At 70.0% G+C, this 4293-nt stretch carries 4 protein-coding genes; all 4 read left to right on the top strand.

The annotated features are described in order from the left end of the window. Positions 1–336: 336 nt before the first annotated feature. Positions 337–1260 carry a PfkB family carbohydrate kinase gene (locus VIB55_RS06775; protein WP_331875911.1) on the top strand — a complete coding sequence of 308 codons (924 nt, stop codon included), beginning with the start codon at positions 337–339 and terminating at the stop codon, positions 1258–1260. Then, positions 1253–2290 carry a phosphoribosylformylglycinamidine cyclo-ligase gene (gene purM / locus VIB55_RS06770; RefSeq protein WP_331875910.1) on the top strand — a complete coding sequence of 346 codons (1038 nt, stop codon included), beginning with the start codon at positions 1253–1255 and terminating at the stop codon, positions 2288–2290. The genes VIB55_RS06775 and purM overlap by 8 nt, the downstream gene beginning before the upstream one ends. Before the next feature lie 10 nt (positions 2291–2300). Continuing rightward, positions 2301–3347: a hypothetical protein gene (locus tag VIB55_RS06765; protein ID WP_331875909.1), complete on the top strand. Its 1047-nt coding sequence runs from the start codon at positions 2301–2303 to the stop codon at positions 3345–3347. A gap of 337 nt (positions 3348–3684) precedes the next feature. Then, the coding region (gene ribD, locus VIB55_RS06760) for a bifunctional diaminohydroxyphosphoribosylaminopyrimidine deaminase/5-amino-6-(5-phosphoribosylamino)uracil reductase RibD (RefSeq protein ID WP_331875908.1) at positions 3685–4293 on the top strand (609 nt) is incomplete at its 3' end.

Raw genomic sequence — 4293 nt, 5'->3', positions numbered from 1 at the left:
CAGGCGAGTGCACGAGGCCAGCCGAAGCGCACTTCAGGTCTCCCCCTCCCCTGCGAAGCGGGGGAAGGGGGCCGGGGGGAGGGGGCTCCCGAGGCATGCACCGGCAGCGTGTCGCCCCACGTCGAAGTTCCCCCCTCTCCGCACGCAGTTTGTGCAGGGAGGGGCCGGGGGAGGGGCCTCCCCGCGGCATGCACCAAACCCAGCCCAATCCGGCACGAAGTTCCCCCCTCTCCCGCGCAGTCTGCGGGGGAGGGGCCGGGGGAGGGGGAACAACCGAAACCGCGGGCCCACAGAGGGCCCTGCACACATACGCACTCACCTCTACGCATCAGGACCATGTCCCTTCTCGTCGTCGGCAGCGTTGCGCTCGATACCGTGGAAACCCCGTTCGGCCGCGCCGAAGACGCCCTGGGCGGCTCGGCAACCTTCTTCTCGGCCGCCGCGTCGCTGCTGCACCCCGTGCAGCTCGTGGGCGTCATCGGTGACGACTACCCCGTGGACGCGCTCAACTTTCTGGCCGAGCGCAACGTTGACCTCGCCGGGCTGGAGCGCGCCAAGGGCGAAAGCTTCCGCTGGTCGGGCGTGTACAGCCACGACCTGAACTCGCGCGAAACGCTGGAAACGCGCCTGGGCGTGTTCGCCGACTTCTCGCCCAAGATCCCCGACCAGTTCCGCGACGCCGAGTGGGTGTTCCTGGGCAACATCGACCCGGAGCTCCAGATCGGCGTGCTGGACCAGGTGCACAAGCCGCGGTTCGTGGCCTGCGACACCATGAACCTGTGGATCGAGATCAAGCGCCAGCGCCTGGTGGAGCTGCTGGGCCGCGTAGACCTGCTGATGGTGAACGACGGCGAGGCGCGCCAGCTTTCCGGCCAGCACAACCTGTCCAAGGCCGCCCGGTGGATCCTGGACCGCGGCCCGCGCTACCTGATCATCAAGAAGGGTGAGCACGGGGCCATTCTCTTCACCCCCACCAGCACCTTCTTCGCCCCCGGCTACCCGCTGGAAGACGTGTTCGACCCCACCGGCGCCGGCGACGCTTTCGCGGGCGGCTTCATGGCGCACCTGGCCCAGTCGGGCCGCCTGGACGACGCCGACCTGCGCCGCGCCGTGGTCTACGGCTCGGTGCTGGGCTCGTACGCGGTGGAAAAGTTCTCCGTGGAGCGTTTCAAGGATCTCACCGCCGAGGAGATCGAGGAGCGGGTGCGGCACTTCCGCGAGATGACCGGCTTCGAGCTTCCCGTGAGCGCCGGTGTCTGACCGGCCCGGCCTGTCGTACGCGGCCGCGGGCGTCGACATCGACGCGGCCCACCAGGCCATGAAGGGCGTGGCGGCGCTGGTGCGCTCCACCGCGACGCCCGACACGCTGTCGGAGTTGGGCTCGTTCGGCGGGCTGTACCGCGTCCCTCGTGACGCGCGGCAGCCCGTGCTCGTCGCTTCTACCGACGGCGTGGGCACCAAGCTCAAGGTGGCTTTCTCGACGGGCCGCCACGGCACGGTCGGCGAAGACCTGGTCAACCACTGCGTCAACGACATCCTGGTGCAGGGCGCCCGCCCGCTCTTCTTTCTGGACTACGTGGGCGTGGGGCGGCTGGAGCCGGGCGTGGTGGAGGAGCTGGTGTCGGGCGTGGCCCGCGGCTGCCGGAACAACCGCTGCGCGCTGCTGGGCGGCGAAACCGCCGAGATGCCCGACATGTATCAGCCGGGCGAGTACGACCTGGCCGGGACGATCGTGGGCATCGTCGAAGAAGACCGCGTGCTGGACGGCAAGGCGATCCGCGGGGGCGACGCGATCGTGGCGCTCGCCTCCACCGGGCTGCACACCAACGGCTACTCGCTCGCGCGCCGCATCGTCTTCGACCGGCTGGGGCTGGGGGCGGATTCGCCCTTCCCCGGCGAGGACGCCAGCGTGGCCGACGTGCTGCTGCGTGTCCACAAGTCGTACCTCCAGTCGTTGTATCCGCTGGTCGATGCGGGGCGGGTCCGCGGCCTGGCGCACATCACGGGCGGGGGGCTGGTGGACAACGTGCCCCGCATCTTGCCGGAAGGCTTGGACGCGCGCTTCGATCGCTCGTCATGGCAGGTGCCCAACCTCTTCCGCGTGCTGCAGCGGGAGGGCGGGGTAGAGGAGAGGGAGATGTACCGCGCCTTCAACATGGGCGTGGGGATGGTGGCCGTGGTGGCCGCGGACGAGGCGGATGCCGTCGTGCGCGAGATGTCCGCAGCGGGGGAGCAGGCATGGATCGCCGGGGAGATCGTCCCCGGCGCGGGCAAGGTGGTCCTGAGCTGAGGAGGATGGGATGCGGGTGAACAGCATGCGCGCCGCGATCGCCGCGGCGTTGGTGGTGAGCGCGGCGCCGCTGGCCGCGCAGGGCGACATCGAGACGGTCTGCAACGAGTTTTCGGGAAACAGCCAGGCGCAGAGCCGGTGCGCGGCGGTGGCGCAGGCGGTGGACGCGGCGCAGCCGCAGCTGGGCATCCTGCTCGCCGGCGGCAACCCCACCCTGGGCACCGCCAGCACCGGCGGCGTGCGGCTGGGGCTGATTCCCCGCTTCAGCGTGACGGCGCGCGTAAACGTCGTCGGGGCGCGGCTTCCGGACATCCGTGAGGTGCAGTCCAGCGGCGGCAGCGTGGACGTGGACGAGTTCCGCGTGCCTGCGCCGGCGGTGGGTGCCAACGTTTCGCTGGGCCTGACGAACGGATTCAGCGTCGCTCCGATGATCGGCGGATTCGGCGCCATCGACCTGCTGGGCAGCGTGACGGTGCTGCCCCTCTCGCTGGCGGGCGACGACTTCGGCGACAACGCGTACTCGTGGGGCGCGGGCGCCCGCGTGGGGCTGATGCGTGAGTCGTTCATCACCCCCGGCGTTTCGGTGTCGGTGATGTACCGCAACCTGGGCGAGATCCAGTTCGGGAACGTGTGCGAGAGCGGCGAAGTGCCGGTCAGCGGAAACCGCAGCACCTGCACGGGCGGGGGCGACTTCGGCGAGATCGACTTCGGGCTCACCAACCTCAGCGGCCGCGCCGCCATCAGCAAGCGGCTTCTTGGATTGGGGCTCACCGCCGGCGTGGGCTACGACAAGTTCAACACCGACGCCAATTTCGCCTTTCGCAGCCCGGTCGTCGCCGGGACCGAGCAGATCATCCGCTTCGAGGACGTCGAGGTCGACAACGACCGCTGGTCGGCGTTCCTGGACGGGTCGTTCACGCTGCTGTTCGGCTCCATCGTGGGCGAGATCGGCTGGATGCAGGGCGCTGATCCGATCGGCAGCTTCCCCAGCACCAGCGACTTCGACCCGAAGGAAGGCACCTGGTACGGCAGCGCGGGCGTGCGGCTGTCGCTTTAGGGGAAGTGCGTGAGTGCGGAAGTGCGAAAGTGCGAAAGTGCGAAAGTAGGGTCCGACGCATCGTAGCCGGCCCGCACACCTGAGCCTGTCATCCAGAGGCCCGAGCGCACCGTACTGGCACGCAGCACAAACGTCGCAGGGCCGTGGGATCTAGCCGAGGCCACGAACAAGCCCGGGCGCGGCAGCGGCACGAAACCCCGAGCCGCGTCCCTTGCAGCATCGCCCGTGACGGGCGACTGGAGTCGCAGCAACGAACACACGAAGTCCACCTTCGTGGACTGGCTGATCATCGTGCCGGGGCGGGTGCCAAGCCCGCCCCGGCTTCGTTCTGGGGGCCGTGACTGAAGTCACCGAGCAGGATCGCGGGTGGATGCGGCGGGCCATCGCGCTCGCGGCCAACGGGTGGGGCAGGGTGGCCCCCAACCCGATGGTCGGCTGCGTAATCGTGCGCGATGGGGAGGTCGTGGGCGAGGGATGGCACACGGAGTACGGCCGTCCGCACGCCGAGCCCGAGGCCCTGCTCGCCGCGGGCGAGCAGGCGCGCGGCGCGACGGCGTACGTTTCGCTGGAGCCGTGCAGCCACTGGGGAAAGACACCGCCGTGCACCGACGCGCTGATCGCGGCCGGTGTGCGGCGCGTCGTTTTCGGCGGGTTCGATCCCAACCCCAAGGCGTCCGGCGGCGCCGACGTGCTCCGGGCCGCGGGGATCGATGCGGTCGGTGGCGTGGAGGCGCAGGCAGTCCGCGATCAGAACGCCATCTTCTTCCACGCCCACTCGCCGCTCGGCGCCGAGCGCCCGTTCATCGCGCTGAAGCTGGCGATGTCGCTCGACGCCCGCATCGCCGACCGCGACGGGCGCTCCGTCTGGATCACCGGTGAAGAGTCACGAGCCGAGGTGCACCGCCTCCGCGCCGGCTACGACGCCGTGGCAGTCGGCATCGGCACC

Origin of the sequence: Longimicrobium sp. (assembly GCF_036554565.1) — a bacterium.
In the GTDB taxonomy this organism is placed as follows: domain Bacteria; phylum Gemmatimonadota; class Gemmatimonadetes; order Longimicrobiales; family Longimicrobiaceae; genus Longimicrobium.
This window is presented reverse-complemented; position numbering and strand designations above follow the sequence as displayed.

What these genes read in the sequence shown, in the direction of transcription:
- VIB55_RS06775 (WP_331875911.1), top strand. Translation starts at nt 337, where the DNA reads ATGTCCCTTCTCGTCGTCGGCAGCGTTGCGCTCGATACCGTGGAAACC.
- VIB55_RS06765 (WP_331875909.1), top strand. Translation starts at nt 2,301, where the DNA reads ATGCGGGTGAACAGCATGCGCGCCGCGATCGCCGCGGCGTTGGTGGTG.